Origin of the sequence: Neolewinella sp., from assembly GCF_965214665.1 — a bacterium.
Classification (GTDB): domain Bacteria; phylum Bacteroidota; class Bacteroidia; order Chitinophagales; family Saprospiraceae; genus Neolewinella.
Map to the genome: position 1 here is coordinate 2414962 of NZ_OZ243970.1, position 17777 is coordinate 2432738.

At 58.4% G+C, this 17777-nt stretch carries 16 protein-coding genes; 8 read left to right on the plus strand and 8 right to left on the minus strand.

Translation table 11 applies throughout. The features are described from left to right. Positions 1-68 precede the first annotated feature (68 nt). Positions 69-623, plus strand: coding sequence for a DUF3109 family protein (locus ACOOHD_RS10475; protein ID WP_420461425.1), 555 nt, complete (start codon positions 69-71; stop codon positions 621-623). Here ACOOHD_RS10475 and ACOOHD_RS10480 read toward each other — a convergent pair. After that, the gene (locus ACOOHD_RS10480; protein WP_420457826.1) at positions 620-2290 is read right to left on the minus strand and encodes a M1 family metallopeptidase; all 1671 of its coding nucleotides are present in this window, start codon (positions 2288-2290) and stop codon (positions 620-622) included. The two genes, ACOOHD_RS10475 and ACOOHD_RS10480, sit on opposite strands and share 4 nt — an antisense overlap. A gap of 17 nt (positions 2291-2307) precedes the next feature. Then, positions 2308-3087 carry an alpha/beta fold hydrolase gene (locus ACOOHD_RS10485; RefSeq protein ID WP_420457827.1) on the minus strand — a complete coding sequence of 260 codons (780 nt, stop codon included), beginning with the start codon at positions 3085-3087 and terminating at the stop codon, positions 2308-2310. 53 nt (positions 3088-3140) lie between these two features. Between ACOOHD_RS10485 and ACOOHD_RS10490 the strand changes: the two genes are divergently transcribed. The 3 genes from ACOOHD_RS10490 to ACOOHD_RS10500 are packed head-to-tail and all read left to right on the plus strand — an operon-like array spanning position 3141 to position 5241. Further along, positions 3141-3887 carry a hypothetical protein gene (locus tag ACOOHD_RS10490; protein WP_420457828.1) on the plus strand — a complete coding sequence of 249 codons (747 nt, stop codon included), beginning with the start codon at positions 3141-3143 and terminating at the stop codon, positions 3885-3887. A 53-nt stretch (positions 3888-3940) separates the two neighbouring features. After that, positions 3941-4315, plus strand: a complete 375-nt coding sequence (locus ACOOHD_RS10495; RefSeq protein ID WP_420457829.1) for a hypothetical protein — start codon at positions 3941-3943, stop codon at positions 4313-4315. A 44-nt stretch (positions 4316-4359) separates the two neighbouring features. Continuing rightward, complete coding sequence (locus ACOOHD_RS10500) at positions 4360-5241, plus strand: methylated-DNA--[protein]-cysteine S-methyltransferase (protein WP_420457830.1); 882 nt, start codon at positions 4360-4362, stop codon at positions 5239-5241. Here ACOOHD_RS10500 and ACOOHD_RS10505 read toward each other — a convergent pair. Together ACOOHD_RS10505 and ACOOHD_RS10510 are read right to left on the minus strand one after the other, a co-directional pair. Beyond that, complete coding sequence (locus tag ACOOHD_RS10505; RefSeq protein WP_420457831.1) at positions 5198-6361, minus strand: PQQ-dependent sugar dehydrogenase; 1164 nt, start codon at positions 6359-6361, stop codon at positions 5198-5200. The two genes, ACOOHD_RS10500 and ACOOHD_RS10505, sit on opposite strands and share 44 nt — an antisense overlap. Before the next feature lie 45 nt (positions 6362-6406). Beyond that, positions 6407-9172 carry a M16 family metallopeptidase gene (locus tag ACOOHD_RS10510; protein WP_420457832.1) on the minus strand — a complete coding sequence of 922 codons (2766 nt, stop codon included), beginning with the start codon at positions 9170-9172 and terminating at the stop codon, positions 6407-6409. Positions 9173-9400: 228 nt separating this feature from the next. On the opposite strand from ACOOHD_RS10510, the gene ACOOHD_RS10515 reads away from it, so the two are divergent. Further along, positions 9401-9976: a hypothetical protein gene (locus ACOOHD_RS10515; RefSeq protein WP_420457833.1), complete on the plus strand. Its 576-nt coding sequence runs from the start codon at positions 9401-9403 to the stop codon at positions 9974-9976. Here the strand turns inward: ACOOHD_RS10515 and ACOOHD_RS10520 are convergent. After that, positions 9973-11862 carry an amidophosphoribosyltransferase gene (locus tag ACOOHD_RS10520; RefSeq protein ID WP_420457834.1) on the minus strand — a complete coding sequence of 630 codons (1890 nt, stop codon included), beginning with the start codon at positions 11860-11862 and terminating at the stop codon, positions 9973-9975. The two genes, ACOOHD_RS10515 and ACOOHD_RS10520, sit on opposite strands and share 4 nt — an antisense overlap. 219 nt (positions 11863-12081) lie before the next feature. On the opposite strand from ACOOHD_RS10520, the gene ACOOHD_RS10525 reads away from it, so the two are divergent. After that, complete coding sequence (locus ACOOHD_RS10525; RefSeq protein ID WP_420457835.1) at positions 12082-12855, plus strand: oxygenase MpaB family protein; 774 nt, start codon at positions 12082-12084, stop codon at positions 12853-12855. A 44-nt stretch (positions 12856-12899) separates the two neighbouring features. Here the strand turns inward: ACOOHD_RS10525 and ACOOHD_RS10530 are convergent, their stop codons facing one another. Both ACOOHD_RS10530 and ACOOHD_RS10535 read right to left on the minus strand, forming a co-directional pair. Then, positions 12900-13598 (minus strand): hypothetical protein, encoded by a 699-nt coding sequence (locus tag ACOOHD_RS10530; RefSeq protein ID WP_420457836.1) that lies wholly within the window; start codon positions 13596-13598, stop codon positions 12900-12902. A gap of 79 nt (positions 13599-13677) precedes the next feature. Next, entirely contained in the window at positions 13678-14721 is a 1044-nt protein-coding gene (locus ACOOHD_RS10535; RefSeq protein ID WP_420457837.1) for a hypothetical protein, read from the minus strand. Positions 14722-15230: 509 nt separating this feature from the next. Between ACOOHD_RS10535 and ACOOHD_RS10540 the strand changes: the two genes are divergently transcribed. Then, on the plus strand, positions 15231-15950 hold the full coding sequence (locus ACOOHD_RS10540; RefSeq protein WP_420457838.1) for a hypothetical protein: 720 nt from the start codon (positions 15231-15233) through the stop codon (positions 15948-15950). Between the two features lie 16 nt (positions 15951-15966). Beyond that, positions 15967-16170: a hypothetical protein gene (locus ACOOHD_RS10545; RefSeq protein ID WP_420457839.1), complete on the plus strand. Its 204-nt coding sequence runs from the start codon at positions 15967-15969 to the stop codon at positions 16168-16170. A gap of 27 nt (positions 16171-16197) precedes the next feature. On the opposite strand, the gene tnpC is transcribed toward ACOOHD_RS10545, so the two are convergent. After that, a complete protein-coding gene (gene tnpC / locus ACOOHD_RS10550) occupies positions 16198-17763 on the minus strand; it encodes an IS66 family transposase (protein ID WP_420457840.1) in 1566 nt (521 codons plus the stop codon). Positions 17764-17777 lie beyond the last annotated feature (14 nt).

A 17777-nucleotide genomic window follows, 5' to 3' on the forward strand; every position in this document is an offset into this window, starting at 1 on the left:
TTTGCAAATCCCCCGTCCCTAAGTCCCTCAATCCCTAAGTCCCCTACTCCCTGTACCTAATCGGCTCCATCCTAGTCAGCGACGACGTCGTCGAAGAACAGTTCGCCTGCAACCTCACCGCCTGCAAGGGCGCCTGCTGCTGGGAGGGCGACTACGGTGCCCCGCTGGAAGACGACGAGCTGCCGATCCTGGAAGAAATCTACCCTGCCGTAGCCCCCTACCTCACCGATGCCGGGCGGGCAGCCATCGCCGAACAGGGCTCCTACACAAAAAACGGCGAGGGCCACGATACCCCCCTCATCGACGGCGGCCCCTGCGCCTACATGACCCTCGACGGCACCGGCACGGCCCAGTGCGGTATCGAACAGGCCTATAACGATGGAGCGATTGACTGGAAGAAACCGATCAGTTGCCACCTCTACCCCGTGCGGGTGAAGAAGAACCCGCACACTCACTTCGAGGCGCTGAACTATGATATCTGGGATATTTGCTCGGCGGCCTGTACGCGGGGGGAGCGGGAGCGGATTGCGATTTATGAGTTCGTGAAGCCGGCGCTGGTGCGGAAGTATGGGGAGGCGTGGTACAACGAGTTGGTTGCTGCTGTGACAGCGGGACAGGATTAATCAACAACCCGCCGGTCCACCAAAAACCGCGTCCCATCCACCACCACCCGATCCACAGCCAGCCCGCGGCCCAGCGGTTGCCAGTCCGGCGTAGCATTCACCCGTACCGGCTCATCGTCAATCAGCAGGCCCAGGGACATCGTCAGGTCCGGCACGTCCGCCGCCAGCCGGTATTCGACCTGCCCGTCTTGCTCGCGCAGTTGTAGGGCGGGGATGTCCGGATGCTTCAGGTACTGATCGAAAAACGGCTGCAGGTCCCGCTCGGTGTAGGCGCTGAAGTAGTCGATCACCTGCTGCGTACTCACGATACTGTACTGGTGGTCCTGGTAGAAGCTACGCAGCAGGCCGAAGAACAGCGGATCGTCGTTGAGCACACCCCGCAACGTATGCAGCATCCAGGCCCCCTTATAGTAGTAGTCACTAGAACCAAAGTCGGTGAAGTTGACCCCCAGCGGACCCAGTATCGGTCGCAGGTTCTCAATAAATTTCTTCTGGGTCACCAGGTACCGCCGCGCATCGGCCGCCCCCCTGTGGTACTCCACGTAGAGCGCCTCCATATAGGTCGTAAACGACTCGTGGATCCACATCTCCGCATGGTCCGCCACGCTGATCGAGTTACCGAAGTACTCGTGGCCGGCCTCGTGCACGATGATGTAATCCCAGTCCATATCGTCCGGAATCAATCCCCCCAGGTAGCCCCGCATGTAGCGGTTGCCGTAGGCGATGCCGCTCTGGTGCTCCATGCCCAGATAAGGGGTCTCGATGAGGGCGAAGCCATCGTCCCAGAAGGGGTACTTACCGAAGTAGTGCTCGTAGGCCTCCAGCATCGGCGTCACCTGCTGGAACTGTTTCCTGGCCTTGGCCAGGTTATAATCCAGTACATAATAGTCCAGCGCCAACTCCTCCCCATCGAAGCTACGGTACACGTCATGGAAGTGCACATAATGCCCCACGTTGATCGACACGTTATAGTTGTTGATGGGGTAGCTTACGAACCAGTCGAAGCGCCGCTTACGCTCACCCTTCAGTTCTACCTGCCGGCGCAGATTCCCGTTGCTGGCCCCATACATCCGTTCCGGCACGGTGACGCTGATGAGCATGGAGTCGGGCTCGTCGCCGAGGTAGTCCTTATTGGGCCACCAAAGACTGGCCCCCTCGCCCTCGCAGGCCACCCCGACCCAGTAGCGGTTCTGTTGATCTAGTGCCCAGACGAAGCCGCCGTCCCAGGGCGCATTTTTCGCCGCCGTAGGCGTGCCGCCGTAGCGGATCGTCATCCGGTGCCGGCTACCGGTATCCGCCGGGTGGGGCAGCTCCACGAACACGGCATTGCCCTGGCGGGTAAAGCGCAGCTCCTTCTCCTCCTGGGTGATCCCGTCGATCTGCAGATTCTCGTACAGGTCTAGTTGTAGGATCGGCAGTTGTCCGGTGATGGTGTAGTCCATTTCTACCCGCCCCTCGATGGTCTGCTCGCGGGGGTCCACGTCCACGTACAGTTCGTAGTAGGTCACATCGTAGTTAGCCCGGGCCGGCAGCAGGCTTCCGCGCAGCGTATCGGCCTGCGTAAACTGAGTCGTGTCATAGTACCCACTCCCCTGGGCGCCCAGATAGCTATCGGGGCAGGTGCATACACTTAGGAACAACACGAGAAGCACTAGGCGGTGGAGCATGCGCGAATATCGGAGTTTTACGCAGTAACCGATGGGCTCCCCACCCGCTCCAAAAATCCTCCCAGCAGGCGGTTGAACTCCCGGGGCCGTTCCATCATCGGGGCGTGGGCACACTTATCGATAAAGTGCAACTCGGCATCCGGAATGAGCTCCTGAAACTGCTCACCCACGAAGGGCGGCGTGATGGCATCCTGCTTGCCCCACACCAGTAGCGTGGGGGCGGTAACGTTGTGCAGCTTATGGGCAAGGTTATGGCGCACGGCGGACTTGGCGGTCATGACGATCCGTAGGCCCTTGTTGCGGTCGTTCACCGTGTCGTACACCTCGTCGACCAGTTCCTTCGTGGAGGTGGCCGGATCGTAGAAGGTGGTCTCTACCTTCTTTTTGATGAAGTCGTAGTTGCCGCGCGGCGGAAAGCTGTTGCCCATGGCACTCTCGAAGAGCCCGCTGCTACCAGCCAGGGTAATGGAAGCAATGCGTTCGGGACGGTCGAGCGCGTAGAGGATGCCGACGTGGCCGCCTAGGCTATTTCCCATCAGGTGCACGCCGTCAAAGCCCTTGTACTCCACGAAATCACGTAGGTGATCCACCAGCCCCGCCAGCGAAACTTTACGCAGCGGCAGGGTGAACATGGGTAGGGTGGGCAGCACTACGTTAAATCGCCCGCGAAAGGCCTCGATCTGCGCGCCGAAATTGCTCAGGCCACCAAATAGCCCGTGAAGCAAAAGCAGGACCTCCCCCGACCCACCCGTTTCCAGGTAGTCGAACTTGCCATCCTTCTTCATTGTCAACTCCATCGGGGCGGAAATTACACTTTCGGCGGCAGTATAGGCCGACTATTTTTGAACGGTTGGCCCGCCGGCTTGGTTTGCCTGCTAAACCTCCCTACCGCATCACTACTTTCACCCTCTTCCACTATACCGGTGTGCGCCACCGGTTTTGGGCCCTAGCGCAGATGCAGCTCGCCCACGCCCGCCTGTCCGGTACGCCGGGGCTGAGCTTCAGTCGGCTTATGGGTAGCGGTGGGGGCAATGGCTTCAGCCTGTCTCCCAACTGGGGGGTCTACGCCTGGCTCGGGCAGTGGGAGGACGGGGCGGCGGCCGAACGCTTTTTCGCCACGCACGACTGGTATAGCCAAGCCCTCGACCACAGCAGTCAGCACGTCACCTTTTACCTCCAGGCCACGATGAGCCACGGGGAATGGGGCGGTAGCAATCCCTTTACCCCCCGCCCGGAGGACTACGACAAGCACGAGCCGGTCGCCGTCATCACCCGCGCTACGATCTACCCCCATAAGCTCCCCGATTTCTGGCGTTACGTGCCGCGCACCAGCGCCTCGGTCTACGAGCGGCCGGAGCGGCTGCTGAGTATCGGGATCGGGGAGTACCCCGTCTTTATGCAGGCCACCTTTAGCCTCTGGACCAGCGGGGCGGCCATGACCGAGTTCGCCTACGCCAGTACCCGCCACCGGGAGGTCGTACAACTCACCCGCAGCCGGGGCTGGTACCGCGAGGAGCTATTTACCCGCTTCCGGGTGCTGGACGTGGAAGGCAACTGGCCGGGCCTTACTGCGAATGTTAAAGTTGTAGAAAAGTGAAATTATCGGGGTACCTTAAGTCCTGAAAGTAACCGGCCTCCGGGCCACTTCGCATGCCGCAGTACGCGTGGAACATCACCGGCCACCAGGGCACCAACTACAAGCTCGGTCTCTTCCACGGGGACAAGACCCAGCACGTCGTGCTCCACTGCAACGATAAGGTTGTACAGATCGACTTCGAGGTGCGCGAGTCCAAGACCTACTCCGTCTTCCTCGATCAGGAGCTCTGTGAGGTCACCATCGACCACACCGGCGGCAACCACTACGACTACAGCTGCCGCATCAACCACGAGGCGCAGACCCCCCTCAACGAACTGCGTAAATCACACCGCGCCAGTCAACACCGGGTCGAAAAGACTCGGCTAATTCTAGCCTGCTGTGTAGTACTGCTCGTGGTATTCTTCCTGATCGGCAGCGCACTGAGTTAGCGCAAGATTCGGATTGCACCCGCGGCCGCGCCCCCCGTAGTTTTGTGGCATGCACGATCCTGCTACCTACCAGATCATTTCCCGCGCCATTCACTACTTGCGACCACCAGGAGGAGCAGCCCGACCTAGCCACCGTGGCCGCCCACGTACACCGGAGTAAGTACCACCTGCAACGGCTGTTCACGGAGTGGGTGGGCGTGTCGCCGAAGACCTACCTGCAGTACCTGACCACGGAGCGCGCCAAGGATGCGCTGCGGGCCGGCCGCTCTACCCTGGCCGCCGCTTACGAGAGTGGGCTATCGGGTAATAGCCGCCTGCACGATCACTTCCTTAAGGTAGCGGGCTGCACTCCGGGGGAATTCGGGCGGCGGTGCGCCGGTGCCACGCTTAGGTATGCCGGCTTCCCCACCCCCTTCGGCCCCGCCGTAGCCGTGGAGACGACGGTAGGCATTGCTCACCTAGCCTTTTTATCCGAGCGGGAGCAGGTCCTTACGGAGGTCAAAAGGCACTTTCCGGATGCCGAGCTCACATCAACTGCCGGACCGCACACCGAGCAGGTGATGCGCTACTTTCAGGAGCAGACACCGTCACGTCCCATCGGGCTAGACCTACGGGGTACGCCGTTCCAGCTCCAGGTATGGCAGGCGCTACTTAGTATTCCGCCGGGGCAGGCGGTGTCCTACGGTGACCTCGCCCAGGCGGTTGGTAGACCCTCCGCAAGCCGGGCGGTGGGTACGGCGGTAGGGAAGAACCCAATTGCTTACCTCATTCCTTGCCACCGGGTGATCCGGGGGGATGGGGCTACGGGAGGTTATCGGTGGGGGGTGGAGCGGAAGGTGGTGATGCAGGATTGGGAGGGGGTGCGGGCCTCGTCGGCCGAGGCTACACCAGCACCACCCGCACGATCCCGGTCCCCTCGATACTAGCGTAGATATAGCCGTCGGGGCCCATGCGCACGTCGCGCAGCCGGCCGATATTCTTGATGATGTCCTGCTCGCCGGTGACCTCCTTGCCGTCGAGGTGCACGAGTTTGAGGTAGCTGTACTTAAGGCTACCGACCAGCAGGTCGTTCTCCCAGCCGGGGTAGCGGTCGCCGGTGACGAAAGCCATGCCGCTGGGGGCAATGCTAGGCACCCAGTAGTGCACCGGTTGTTCCATACCCTCTTTAGCCACTTCCTGAGTGATCTGACTACCGTCGTAGTTGATGCCGTAGGTGATCACGGGCCAGCCGTAGTTCTTACCGGCCTCGATGATATTGACCTCGTCACCGCCGCGGGGGCCGTGCTCGTGCTCCCATACCTCGCCGGTCTGGGGATGGACGGTCAGTCCCTGTAGGTTGCGATGGCCGTAGGAATAGATGGCCTCCTTAGCTCCCGCTACGCCCACGAAGGGATTATCCGGGGGTATACTTCCGTCAGCGGCGATGCGGTACACCTTCCCCCCATCGCGGGTCGTATCTTGGGGGTTCTCGTCGCGGTTGCCCCGGTCGCCGATGGTAAAGTAGAGGTAGCCGTCGTTCGGTCCCCACACCATGCGGCTACCGTAATGCTGCCCTTTGTCGGTGGCCGGCCCGCCATCGTAGAGGGAGGTGAAGTTTTCCAGCTGGGTAGCATCCTCACTCAAGCGACCACGCCCCACGGAGGTGAAGCCTTTTTCGCCGCCCTCCTCGGAGCGGCTGTAGGTAAGGTAGACGTAGCGGTTACTAGCGAAGTCCTGATCCAGCAGTACATCGAGCAGTCCACCCTGGCCAACCGTACGGACCTCCGGTGCACCGGTAATTTCAGTCGAGGAGTCGCCGTCAATCAGCAGCAGCCGCCCGTCCTTCACCGTAGCGAGCATCCTGCCATCCGGTAGCCAGGTAAAGCCCCAGATAATATCTTCAAAATTGAACACCGTTTCGGTTTCCACGCCGGCGGCGGTGAGCATAGTGGTGGGCTCGGCGTCAGCGGCTCGGTCGGGTGCGGCGGTGGTCGTCTCCGTAGTCTCCGGAGCGGGGTCGCAGGTGCAGAGGAGGAGGGTAAGGGCGATGAATAGGATATAGCGCATCGCGTAAAGATAGGCGTCGGACGCTTTAAAGCGTCCGACGCCTGATCATGGCTTCTTCACCGACTCCGTCTTCGCGAAGTCCCCGGCCCGTAGCAGCACCATCTTATCCACGTCGATGTACTTGGCCACGGCGGCGTTGACCTGCTCGGGAGTAAGCGACATCATCTGTTCTTCGAGCTGCTTGTCCCACACCATGGTACGGTCGAGGTAGGCGTTGCTGCCGAGCTCGCCGGCCATGCTCCGATCCTGGGCGCGGCTGACGGCCTGGTTTTGCTGCCAGCCGCTCTTGGCGGCGGCGATCTCCTCGGCGGTGAAGCCCTCAGTACGGACTTTATCAATCTCCTCGCGGAAGGCCTTTTCGAGGGCCTCGCGGTTCTCGGGATTGTAGATTGCGTAGGACATGAAGGTGCCGATGTCGTCAAGCGAACTGGCGTTGAACTGGCTGCCGACGCCGTAGCTCAGACCATCTTTCTGGCGGATGCGGGTGGCCAGTCGGCTATTGAGGAAGCCGCCGCCGAGCATGTAATTGCCCAGTACCAGGGCGGGGTAATCGGGGTTCTCGTCGTTGATCTCCAGGCTCTGTACGGCCACAAACCAGGCGTTGGCCTTATCGGGGGTCTCGATCTTGACGGCCTCGGGGGTGAGGGCCTTGTACTCCCGGGCAATGCGGGTGTAGTCGGTAGGACTGGTCCAATCACCGAAGTTGCGTTCCAGCGCCTGCTTGACGGCATCGACGTCCAGATCCCCGCTGGCGGAAAAGGTAATGTTGCCACCGCCGTAGACCTCCGTATAGTACTGCTTAACTTCGTCGAGGTTGAGGGCTTTAAGGGCTTCTACCTCCTCGTCGAAGGTCATGGTGTAGAGGGGGTGGCCCTTGGGATAGTCATTCATGCGGCGCCGCATCTCGGTAAACACGATGGACTGGGGGTCGCTACGGCTTTCCTCGATGCTAGAGAGGTCCTCCTTGATCATCTTGTCGAATTCTGACTGAGGGAAGGTGGGGTGACGCATGACCTCGCCGATCAGGTCGATCACCTCGGGCAGTTTACTATTTTCGGTTTCGATGCTGGCGTAGGCCCCGTCGGCATCGCCTCCGATGTAGACGCGGGCCTTGAGCTCGTCGAGTTTATCCTGAATCTGCTGGCGGGTGTATTTTTCGGAGCCCATCATGAGCATCTGTCCGGCCTTGGCTCCGGCCATGCTACGGTTCATGGCCGCATCCAGGTTACCGAAGCGGAGGGTGAGTTGGGCGTTGACGCTATTGCCCCGGGTTTCCTTCGGTAGCAGCGCGTATTCGATATTGTCGTTCTGGCCCAGGGTACCGCTCACGGTACGGCTGTCGATGTTGTCGTAGGCGGGGTCGAACTCCTCGCCCTCCTCGATGGCCTCGCGGCCTTCGTAGCCGGAAAGGATGGCATCGAGGTCATTTACCTCGGGGATAGCGGCACGGTCGGGCGTCTGTACCGGATAGAAGCGGCCGATGGTGCGGTTCTGGGGCTTGAAGTACTTCTCGGCTACGCGGACTACATCCTCGGGGGTTACCTGCTCGACGCGATCGCGGTAAATAAACCCGAGCCGCCAGTCGCCCTGGGCGATGTAGCTACTCAGGGTAAGGCCGACGCGGTTGGCATCGCGCTGATTAATCTCGAAATTTTTGAGGATACCGTCCTTGGCGCGCTTGACCTCCTCCTCGGTGGGAGGGTTTTGGGCCAGGCTATCGAGGGTGTTCTTCATCTGCTGCTCCACCTCCAGCAGGTCGTTCTCCTTGAGCACGTTGGCGTTGAAGAAGGCGAAGGTGGGTTCGGCCAGGGCGGGGGCAAATCCCCAGATGTAGCTGGCGTTGCCATTCTCGACCAGGGCGGTGTAGAGTCGTCCGCTGGGTTCGCTGGTGAGCACGTCCATCAGCACGGCGATGGCGGCGTAGTCAGGGTGAGGCCCGGCCGGCAGGTGGTAGGCGGCCTGCACGACCTGTACGTCACCGACGCGCTTGAGCTCCACGAAGCGCTCCCCGTCCTGGACGGGCTCGCGGGTGTAGGTGGGGTACAGCTCGCGCTCGGGGCGGGGGATGTCCCCAAATTTTTCCACGACAAGATCGAGCGTAGTCTCGGGGTTGAATTTACCGGCCACTACCAGTACGGCATTGTCAGGCTGGTAATACTTGCGGTAGAAGCCCTGCAGGCGGTCGATGGGTACGTTCTCCAGGTCGGCCTTGGAGCCGATGGTCGATTTGCCATAATTGTGCCAGAGGTAGGCGGTGCTCAGTACGCGCTCCATGAGCACGCCGCCGGGGTCGTTTTCGCCGGACTCGAACTCGTTGCGCACCACGGTCATCTCGCTATCGAGATCCTTTTTGGCGATGAAGGAGTTGACCATGCGGTCGGCCTCCATATCGAGGGCCCAGTCCAAGTTTTCCTGGGTGGCACTGAACGTCTCGAAGTAATTGGTGCGGTCGTACCAGGTAGTGCCGTTGGGCCGGGCGCCGTGCTCGGTGAGTTCCTGGGGAATGTTCGGGTGGTCGGGCGTGCCCTTAAACACGAGGTGCTCCAGCAGGTGGGCCATGCCGGTTTCGCCGTAGGCCTCGTGGCGGGAGCCCACTTTGTATGTCACGTTGACGGTGATGGTCGGTACCGACTGATCGGGGAAGAGCAGGACGGTCAGGCCGTTGTCGAGCCGGTACTCGGTGATGCCCTCCACGGCGGTGACCGGCTCGGGGGTGGCAGAATTGTCGCTGGCGGCATCCTGAGCCGTCAGGGCGAGTGGCCCCAGCAGAAGTAGCAAATAGAGATAGCGTAGGAAGATAGGCGTGTGCATAGTCGTCAATAGTAGATAGATAGGTAAAGGTGGTAGAAGCCGTAGTAAGCTACGAAAAATTTGGATGAACGGCGATTCTTTTTCTACGATCCGTACCGTTCCGCTTGTGTTAAATGTTGTCCGGTATTGCACCTATTGCCCCCGGCTACCTACTTTCGTAGTGTAAAACCTGTGTGTTTTACCCTTAGATACATACCAACACTATTCTTACACGCTAATCCATCCGTTTTGAAACAAATCCTACTCCTTCTGCTGGTTGCCTCCACCCTACAGCTCTCCGCCGCCGTGGTCTCCCCCGCCCTCTACGTCGCCGACGACGTAGCCATTCTGGTCGATGGCGAAGAAGTGCTGCTGCGCGCCGGCACGCCAGTCGTCTGTGAGGCCGGTCAGTCCTACACCAGTCGCGAACTAACTGCCGGACAGTCCATCAGTGTTCGTGTTAAGTTCAACGTGGTATCTAAAAAACAGACGCTGATCAGCGCAGGCGCACTAGGCTCCGCTACGGTCAGTGACATCCGCAAGCGCGGCATCTTCGGCCGGGCCGGCAGCATGGAGCTCAGTATCCAGAGCGTGCAGGCCGTCGATGGCCAGCAGGTGCTACTCAGCGGTATCCCGCTGCGGATCGAGGGCAAGAGCAACTCCACAATCGCCTGGATTGCATCCATTGTCCTGTTTCTCACCACCTTCATCGGCGGCGCCGTTGGCTTTCTCATTAAGGGGAAAGAGGCGGAGTTCCGTGCCGGCACTCAGCTTAACGCCTCGGTGGCCTCCGATTTGGAAATCGAGGTGGACGCGGAGAACTAGTACGCCCGCTCCGAGCTCCCCTCCATATAATTAACAAAGGCCCGGTTCACCACCCGAAACCCACCCGGCGTGGGGTAGTTACCACTGAAGTACCAGTCACCATTATTGTTAGGGCAGGCCTCGCGTAGGTCCTCGATGGTCTGGTAGATCACGTCGATGCGGGGCTGGGTGCCCTTCGGGGTCATGATCTTAGCGATCTTCTTGCTGACGGCCTCGTAGTCAAGCTCATCGTAGAGCTTTTTGACGATGTTCTTCTGCTGGGCGTCGGGCTTTTCGAGTTCCTTCTTCGCCTTGCGGTAGGCGGCCTTGAGCAACTTCTTCTTGCCACCTTCGATCAGTAGGGCCTCCATAGCCTTAAAGGCGACGAACTCCCCCATCTTCGACATATCGATGCCGTAGCAGTCGGGGTAGCGAATCTGCGGGGCGGAGCTGACGATGATGATCCGCTTTGGCCTGAGCCGGCTCACGATCTTGATGATGGAGTCCCGCATGGTAGTGCCCCGTACGATACTATCGTCGAGCAGCACCAGGGTATCCACCTCATCGCGCACGATGCCGTAGGTGACGTCATAGACGTGGCTGACCATATCGTCGCGGCTGGAGGTATCGGCGATGAAGGTGCGGGTCTTACCGTCCTTGACCACGATCTTCTCGTTGCGCACCTTAGTCTTGAGCAGCTTGCCAAAGCCGTTCTTGCCCTCCTTCTCGCGCCGCTTCATCTTTTTCTTGCGCCAGTGGCGGAGCTCATCTTCCAGTCCTTCGATCATACCCTGGAAGGCCGTCTCGGCGGTGTTCGGGATGTAGCTGAATACCGTGTTGTCGAAATCGTACTTCACGGCCTTGGCGATCGACCGGGCCAGGCGGCGGCCCAGCTCCTTACGCTCCAGGTAGATATCCCGGTCGTTGCCCCGGCTGAAGTAGATGCGCTCGAAGGAGCAGGCGGCCCGGGGCAGCGGTTTTGTGAAGGGTTCCATGCTCACCCGCCCGCTCTTTTTGATGATGAGGGCATGCCCCGGCTCCACCTCCCGGATGGTCGAGAACGGGACATTGAAGACCGTTTGCAGCGCCGGCCGCTCGCTGGCCACGGCCACGAACTCCTCGTTCTCGAAGTAGAAAGCCGGACGTATCCCTGCCGGATCGCGCATCACAAAGGCATCGCCGTGGCCGATCATGCCGCCCAGTACGTAGCCACCGTCAAACTTTTTGCTCGCCCGCTTAAGCAACCGCTGTATGTCCAGCTCCTGGGCGATGATGTCGTTGATCTGGATGTTGGTGTAGCCGTCGGGCTTGTGCCAGGTGTGGATGCGCTGCACCTCGTCGTCCAAGAAATGGCCGATCTTTTCCAGCACGGTCACCGTATCGGACTTCTCCTTCGGGTACTGGCCCAGCTCCACCAACTCCTGAAACAGCTCGTTGACGTTCGTCAAATTGAAGTTACCGGCTACGATCAGGCAGCGGGTCTTCCAGTTACTCTGCCGCAGGAAGGGGTGGCAGGTCTCGATGGCATTAGTAGAGTGGGTGCCGTAGCGCAGGTGACCCATCATCACCTCGCCGGTGTAGGGCAGGTTTTCCTTGAGCCACTTGGAGTCGGCCAGTTGGGCGGGCGTCAGGTCCTCGAAGCGGCGGTACACTCCCTGCCACAGGTCGTCGAGGTAGTTGGCGGCGTTAGACCGCTTGCGGCTGATGAATTTCTTACCCGGCGGGTGGTCCAGTTTGATGGTGGCCATGCCGGCGCCGTCCTGCCCGCGGTTGCGCATTTTGCGCATCAGCAGTTGGAGGCATTTGAGTCCGTGGAGCGGCGTCCCGTAGGTTTTGTGGTAGTAATCTAGCGGCTTTTTGAGGCGGATCATCGCCAGGCCGCACTCGTGGTGGATCGCTTCACTCATATTGGGGCACCCTTTTGGGGAGGCTGCAAAGGTATAACGCGTAGGGCGGGGCCGCGGGTGCAGGGTGTTTAGTGAAACTTCTCCACAGGGGTTGGGAAAAGTGAGTTGGGTGGGATGCGGGCCTGTGAATTGCGGGAAGTTCTTCCAGGGAAGCGGGTGTAACCACTGGCCCCGCAAAGCACACCCATCGCGACCCCAACGCGTTAAGTATACTAAGCCATGCAAACCCCCTTCGTCCACCCCCACTCCATCGTGCGCCACATCTGGGGCACTAGCGATACCATCCTGTTCATCTTTGCCGGAGCGGCGGCCGAGTTCGCGCTTAATAAAGCGGTCGACTGGCTGTACTTCACCGGCCGGCTGCCGGCCGATCCGCTGGGGCGGCTATTCTCCACGGTAGAGTACGCGCGGCGTATCGTGTTTTCGGACGAGGCCGGGGCGCACCGGGCCATCGACAGCATGGCTCACATTCACGCTGCCGTGGAGGCTAAGCGGGGCGAGCGTATCCCCGACTGGGCGTACCGCGATGTGCTGTTCTTACTGATCGACTACTCCATCCGTGCCTTTGAGGTTTTAGAACGCCCCCTCGCTACAGCCGAGAAAGAAGAGGTCTTCCGAGTCTTCTACCGGGTGGGGGATCGTATGGGCGTACGGGACCTGCCCGACAATTTCCCGGACTGGCAACGGATGCGGCAGGAGCACCTTCAGCATGATTTGAAGTACAGTCGCTATACCGAAGACCTCTTCCGGCAATACCGCCACCACCTCGGCCCTTTACGATACTTCCTATTGCGGGAAGCGCAGGTGCTGGTGGTGCCTGAGCGGGTGCGGGAGCTGCTGCGCTTCCGCTCATTTTCCTTAATCGCGCCCCTGCTGTCGGTGTACCGCATCAGTCGTCGGTTTCGGCTCGACTGGCTGCTGAAGACATTGATTCTGCCACCCGCTTACCGGGAGGAGATAAGGACACTTGACCGGATACCAGCAGATAGCTAAACCTCGACTTAAACAGCCGAACTGCAGTTAATCCAGCGACTAAATTACCGCAAAGTATCCTGCATTAAGTCGATCCTTTCGCGGATGCCTTGCTTGTACCTGTCCATATCTATGGTATCGTATCGCATCTCAGCTGAATACTTCGTGAACCAAATATAGGGCTCATCAGAATCAGTCTCTCTCTCAAACCAGCCCTCAGTGAAAATAACTGGCCTTCCCTGAATGGAATCCAGCAAGAATTCTGGAAAGTATAAAAGCTTCCGATTATATATCAGACGCTGGCGCTCATTCATCTCTGGTGGGGCATCACACCATACATGATGTACGGTATTGATTGAATCGGTAATCTGGATGCGACCGTCGTAGCGCAAACTGTACTCGTAGCAATGTCCATATGGTAAAAGGGGATGCTCGAACGTGCGTACTAATTCTCTTTCCAAGTTCTGCACATTGTCACCAGAAGAAGTATGACTTAGGATAGTAAGTGGCCAGTCAGCCATGACTGTATCGGCCGTCCAGGCTGGCTCGTCATCGGGAATACCTGGAGCAGTGATATTGTTATACGAAATTGCCGTGCTATCCTGACTATCTTCAAACGTATCGTAACTTTGAAGATGTTGATAGTCTAGATTGTAGACACTCCAGTAGCTCTGTTGCTCCGAAAATACAAATAGTAATTTATCAGGGCCTGCTCCATACGCCACAAGAATAACAAGAACTGGAACTACCTTAAGTGCATTCATAGATAGAATGATTTGAGTCCGGTATACCACGATGGCACACCGGACTAAATCTAATTTGCGAATTTGTGGTGCGAATTTATTATTTTCTGCAGGTAGGATCCCATCGAGTTCGAGTAGACAGGGGGGATACATTGTTGTCAGCTACTACACCGCGACTGCTCGCACCGCTGAATCCCTTAGATTGGTTCATGTAACTTTTCAAAGCGTTAACAAAAAAACCTCGCATAGAAGTTTCTAAAGACTGTGTCGATGGAACACCTCGCATAGCATTCATCATCTGTCCTTCAGCAGCTTCGATCGCCGATTCAATTATAGTTTCAAACTCAATAGCCACACTCGTACCGTACGGAGAGTTGGAAGCTGGTCCTGGACCAACAAATACTCCATTCGCAGCCAATTGAATATTGTTGAAGCGAATGACGGGGTAAGCAAATGTACCGTCGGATAAAGGGATTCTATACTCAAAGGCAAAATCGTTGAGTCGAACAGTAAAGTTATTACTTACAGTAAGTCCTCGGTACACTAAATCTTTCGTAGCGGAGATACAAAGATGTTCAGCAATGACACCTATGTTTCCAGATTGCTGCTGCGTTCTAGTGCCGCTGCCGGATGTGCCGCCCCCTGATCCTCCGGGACTTGTGTAGGAGTAACTTTTGTACTCGGTATTATTTCCGGTACACTCAAATTCCGTGTGCCAATCGACAGTAACATAATCCAAGCGGCTATAAGTACCATCCGGGCTTCTAATATAGTAGTTGCTATATGTATAAACCGTAATTGTTCGGCAATCTTTAGAGTTGTTTTCCCCCAAAGTGCGTATTTCCAACTGAGCAGGCTCGATTACCAAGTCGTCATCTGACAATCCTGATAAAATTTCCCGCTCGAAAAAAGTATTTACTCTATTATTATCATCAAACTCATCTACGAAGCGGTAAGCCGGCTGATCACTGGCTGACTCCATGGGAAACACAATATAATCCTGGGGCATCAACGCACTGCTCGACATGATGGGCACAAAGCCATACAGCTGTTTATCTATGGTGGCGTAACGACTAGCCGACAGCAATGGGTACTCACCCTGTTTGATAAGCCCGGCGTTAGTAGGCTCTTTCAGGAGCCCCACTGCCTCATCTATAATTGCCGTTTCGGTGTGTTGGGGAAAGTATCTAGTGAAGTAAGCTTCACTCTGCCGAAATCTAGCGTCTCCGGCAGTTACTGAGTACAGGTCAGCTGGTAAGGCTTCGTCTACCTCCAGGTCATCCGAACAAGCGGTAGACACTAAGAGTAGGAACAGGAAGGAAGGAAGGATAGGTATCTCATGATGTGATGTTGATAGGCACTTCATTCCCCAAAAACCTAAGGAACGACAAATACCTAGGGTGACGAAAAACTTGCTAAAGTGAAGTTATGGGTTTTTTGAACAAAGAAATCGTGTTTCAAAAGTGGCTACACCCGTTGCCAGCTACACGGGAGTAACCCCCAAGCAAATACTGGTCCTGTCTAAAAACTTTAACTAAACTCACAGTAATTTTAACTAAAATTTTTCGCCTTCCACCCCCCTCCGCACCTGCGGCCCCGCCCCCTGCCTTTGTTAACCCCGCGGCCTACTGTGGTACAGCGTACTTTTCACCCATGACCACCCCCCACTACACCTACCCCTCCATGGTCGACGCCCGCGAACGGGCGGCAGAGTTGGGGTACGCGATGGAGCCGGTGTCGGTCTACCTACACGAGAAGTTCCGCTGGCGGTTCATGTCTTACCACTTGATTTACCTATTATATATCCCTGGCGCCTGGCTGTTGCACTCGGTCTGGCCTCCCGTACTGTACATACTCCTCGGCGTAATCCTACTGAGTGTTATCTCCGGCTGGGTCACTGGCCAGCTCGAGAACGACCGTTTCGGCGGCGCACTGCTCAAGGTGCGCATCTGCGAGGATGGCGACTGGGAATTCGTACTTGAAATGGGTGGCCGGACCTGGCTAGCCGATGCTACCGTGGGTATCCACGTCACCCGGGCGTACGAGGAAATGGATTTCGGAGAGCGAGTCGGGCGTACCGAGACCCTTTTTTCCCGCGAAGCTCACCTGTTGGATCGACTGGTAGAACAGCCGGACGACCACGCACTCGTAGCCCGCCTGCCCGGCCCCACCACTGCCCTTCCCCCTGCTGGTTACTACCGTGAAGGGAAGGTCGAGTGGAAGGTCACATTCACCCACCCCCAGCGCTGGTGGACCGATCTGCACCGCCGCGCTACGGTCACCGTCACCCTCGCTGAGCCACCCTTACCGGCGGCTACCGAGCGGAAAGGCTTTCGACTACCTAGCTGGGTGCCTATTTTCGGGAGCAAATGAGTCGCCGCGAACTAGTATGAAACGCCCCCAGCATTCCGGCCACCCACCCTGGGGCAAGCCCCTACACCGACCGGTCACTCCGGCGGCTCCGGCAACGGTGTGGCAGGGGCTAACGTTAAGGCTCACGCCCGGGGAAAAGCGGTTTCGGATGGGGGAGCTGGTAGCGGGGGAGTTTACCCTGCCCGCTTCGCTCAATCTCCGCGACTACCGTATACAGTAAGCATCCGAGCAACCCCGTCTTGCTAGTCTAAACGTTAGCCTTCCACCGCCCCGGCAGTAACTCCTCGATGCGGTTGATGGGGTGGCTTCCGATCCGCAGCAAGACGTCATGCAGCCACTCGCGCTCATTGACGCCCGCCTCGCGGCAACTGCCGAAGAAGGAGTACAGCATGGCCGCCCGCTGAGCCCCCTGGCGCGAGCCGGCGAAGAGATAGTTCTTACGCCCCAGGGCCAGGGGGCGGATCTTGTTCTCGATCAGGTTGTTATCGATCTCAATGTGTCCGTCGTCCAGGTAAGCCCCGAGGCGTGGTAGGTGATTGTAGGCATAGTTCAGTGCCTTACCGATGCCTCCTTTGCTCAGGTTAGTTCGCCGCTGCTCGTTCACCCATTCCAGCAAGGCCGTATAAGCCGGACGGGCGTAGCGCTGGCGCAACTGCCGGCGGCGCTCGGAGCCCAGCCCGTAACGACGGCAGATATCCTCGATGCGGTAGAGATACTGGATGGCGTGCAGGGCCAGCTCGGCTAGCTCGGGGTGATTGGAGCGAGCGTCGAAGAACTTACGCCGGATATGGGCCAGACAGCTGACCAGCACTACCCCGGGGTGGGCCTTCATGAAGCTGGTATAGGCTGAGTAGCCGTCACTCTGTAAGATGCCCCCGAAGGAGTCTAGCGTCTCGTGTAAGATATTGGCTCCCCGTCCCGGACGGTAGGCAAAAAGCACCCCGCCGGCTACCGGGTTTCTAAACACCCACATGTAGCCCAGGTGTACCTTGCGCGACTTGGGCGGATAGCGGTGGCTCTTATTTTTGGTCGGCTCCGCTCCCCGCTCCAGAACGGTGATGCGTGACTCGTCGCCCTGCAAATAGTCGGTGTCGAGCACCTGCTGTTCAAGCGCTGCGTAAAGGGGTTCGAGCAGCGTGCAGGTAGCGGCGAACCAGTCGCCTAGGGTGGAAGAGGGGATGTCCCAGTCGTAGTCCCGCCGGAACATGGCACGCTGACGGTACAGCGGCAGGTGGTCGATGAACTTAGCGATCGCGAGCTGGGTCAGCAGTCCTGCCCCGGCAATGGCTTTGGGGAGCACCTGATCCGGAGCCGGGGCCTGGATCACGGCGCTTCCTTCCGCATGCTGTACTTCCTCGTGCTGACTCGCGTTGGCTGCGGGTCGTACGTAGCGCGGCCGTATGTACTCGATCACCTCCAGTTTACCCGGGATGTAGTCGACCTTGCGCGTGATGTCCTGGCCGATCTCGACCAGGGTGCTGGTGTCCTGCCCAGTGGGCTCGACGCGCACTTGGCGCACGGGCAGATGCTCGGGCAGCGGAGTGCGCCCGGGGTGGGGCTTAGCCTTGGTCTTACGTCGCTGGTAGCTGATGCGCTCTTTAGCTGGCTCGACCGGTTCTTCGGGGTCTACTTGCGGTGGCCACAGGGCCATCTGCTTGGCCGCAGCGGCCGCCGTCGCTGGCACGAAGCGCTCGGACTTTGCCCCGAAGATCAGTCGCTTAAGCTCAGCTAGCTCATGACGTAGGGCATCAATCTGCCCCTGTTTTTGACGTATTGCTGCCTCATATTCTGCCCGGGAAACGGTGGCTTCCATATGCGACAAAAATA

Coding starts and splice junctions, on each gene's coding strand:
- ACOOHD_RS10480 (WP_420457826.1), bottom strand. CDS start 2,290: ATGCTCCACCGCCTAGTGCTTCTCGTGTTGTTCCTAAGTGTATGCACC.
- ACOOHD_RS10485 (WP_420457827.1), bottom strand. CDS start 3,087: ATGGAGTTGACAATGAAGAAGGATGGCAAGTTCGACTACCTGGAAACG.
- ACOOHD_RS10495 (WP_420457829.1), top strand. CDS start 3,941: ATGCCGCAGTACGCGTGGAACATCACCGGCCACCAGGGCACCAACTAC.
- ACOOHD_RS10505 (WP_420457831.1), bottom strand. CDS start 6,361: ATGCGCTATATCCTATTCATCGCCCTTACCCTCCTCCTCTGCACCTGC.
- ACOOHD_RS10510 (WP_420457832.1), bottom strand. CDS start 9,172: ATGCACACGCCTATCTTCCTACGCTATCTCTATTTGCTACTTCTGCTG.
- ACOOHD_RS10520 (WP_420457834.1), bottom strand. CDS start 11,862: ATGAGTGAAGCGATCCACCACGAGTGCGGCCTGGCGATGATCCGCCTC.
- ACOOHD_RS10525 (WP_420457835.1), top strand. CDS start 12,082: ATGCAAACCCCCTTCGTCCACCCCCACTCCATCGTGCGCCACATCTGG.
- ACOOHD_RS10530 (WP_420457836.1), bottom strand. CDS start 13,598: ATGAATGCACTTAAGGTAGTTCCAGTTCTTGTTATTCTTGTGGCGTAT.
- ACOOHD_RS10540 (WP_420457838.1), top strand. CDS start 15,231: ATGACCACCCCCCACTACACCTACCCCTCCATGGTCGACGCCCGCGAA.
- ACOOHD_RS10545 (WP_420457839.1), top strand. CDS start 15,967: ATGAAACGCCCCCAGCATTCCGGCCACCCACCCTGGGGCAAGCCCCTA.
- tnpC (WP_420457840.1), bottom strand. CDS start 17,763: ATGGAAGCCACCGTTTCCCGGGCAGAATATGAGGCAGCAATACGTCAA.